We start from the raw sequence: 1694 nt of genomic DNA, 5'->3' as shown, positions 1-1694 counted from the left end.
TGATTTCGATGGTTGGTCGGTCGATTCGTAGGTGGTGGGGGTTGTTTGTGTTGCCTACGTTGTTGGCGTTTGTGGTTGGTTTTGTGGTGCCGTTTGTGATGGGTGTGTATTTGAGTTTTTGCCGGTTCACGACGGTGGTGGATGCCCGGTTTGTGGGGTTGGGCAATTATGCGGCGGCGTTGTCGGATAAAGAGTTCTGGCATGCGATGGTGTATACGGTGGCGTTCACGGTGGTGACGACTGTGGTCATCAATGTGTGTGGTTTCGCGGTGGCGTATATGCTGACCAAGGCGATCCGTGGGGCGAATGTGTTCCGTTCGGTGTTCTTCATGCCGAATCTGATCGGTGGGATCATCCTGGGGTATATCTGGCTGCTGTTGTTGAACGGCGTGCTGCAGCATTGGGGTCGTTCGATCACGTATTCGGGGGTGTATGGCTTCTGGGGGATGGTGCTGTTGTATTGCTGGCAGCAGATCGGCTATATGATGATCATTTACATTGCCGGTCTTCAGGCGTTGCCTGGGGATGTGGTGGAGGCCGCTTCGGTTGACGGGGCCAGCGGCCGTCAGATCCTGTTCCGGATCACGTTGCCGTTGATGATGCCTTCGATCACGGTGTGCACGTTTTTGACGATGACCAACGGGTTCAAGATGTTCGATCAGAATCTGGCGTTGACCAATGGGGCGCCGTCGAACACGTCGGAGCTGTTGGCGTTGAACATCTACCGTACCTTCTACGGGCGTACGGGCTTCGAGGGCGTGGGCCAGGCGAAGGCGGTGGTGTTCTTCGTGATCGTGGCGGTGATCGCGGTGGTGCAGAACAGGCTGACGACCAGCAGGGAGGTGTCGGCATGAGCGGCAAGGTGAAGCATTCGGGGCTGTGGACCCTGTTCTTTGCTCTGGTGTCCTTGTTGTGGGTGTTCCCGATCGCGCTGGTGGTCGTGAACTCGTTCAAGAACAAGGCGTATATCTCGCGCAACGCGTTCTCGCTTCCCACGGGCAGGACGTTCGTGGGTCTGGAGAACTACCGCAGGGGTGTGGAGCGGACGAACCTGCTGGCCAGCTTCGGCTGGACGGTGGTGGTGACCGTGGGTTCGGTCCTGCTGATCCTGGTGTGCACGTCCATGTGCGCCTGGTGGATCGTCAGGGTCAACACGCGGGTGGCCAAGTTCCTGTATCTGCTGTTCCTGTTCAACATGATCGTGCCGTTCCAGATGGTGATGTTCACCCTGTCGAAAATGGCTGACATGCTGGGTCTGAACACGCCGTGGGGGCTGTGTGTGGTGTATCTGGGGTTCGGTGCCGGCCTGGCGGTGTTCATCTTCACGGGCGTGGTCAAGGGCATCCCCCAGGAGCTGGAGGAGTCGGCCATGATCGACGGGGCCAGCATCCCGCGCACCTTCTTCGGGATCGTGGTGCCGATCATGCGTCCCTCGATCGTGTCGGTGGCGATCCTGGAGGCCATGTGGATCTGGAACGACTTCCTGCTGCCCTACCTGACCCTGGACATGCGCCGGTTCAAGACCATGAGCATCGCCATCCAGTACCTGAAGGGCGGGTACGGCTCGGTGGACATGGGCGCCATGATGGGCTGCCTGGTCCTGGCCATCATCCCCATCATCGTCTTCTACCTGATCTGCCAGAAATACATCATCAAAGGCGTCCTCGCCGGCGCCGTCAAAGGATAAACCAAAA

The 1694-nt window shown here is 58.4% G+C and carries 2 protein-coding genes; both read left to right on the top strand.

Annotation, left to right across the window (positions count from 1 at the left end; translation table 11 throughout):
• Positions 1–2 precede the first annotated feature (2 nt).
• Positions 3–854, top strand: coding sequence for a carbohydrate ABC transporter permease (locus tag P273_RS0109125; protein WP_024628122.1), 852 nt, complete (start codon positions 3–5; stop codon positions 852–854).
• A complete protein-coding gene (locus P273_RS0109120; RefSeq protein WP_024628121.1) occupies positions 851–1687 on the top strand; it encodes a carbohydrate ABC transporter permease in 837 nt (278 codons plus the stop codon). The genes P273_RS0109125 and P273_RS0109120 overlap by 4 nt, the downstream gene beginning before the upstream one ends.
• Positions 1688–1694: the final 7 nt, after the last annotated feature.

The organism is Bifidobacterium sp. A11 (assembly GCF_000499185.1).
Lineage (GTDB): Bacteria > Actinomycetota > Actinomycetes > Actinomycetales > Bifidobacteriaceae > Bombiscardovia > Bombiscardovia mizhiensis.
The sequence above is the reverse complement of the archived record's forward strand: the minus strand, read 5'-3'. Positions and strand labels throughout refer to the sequence as shown.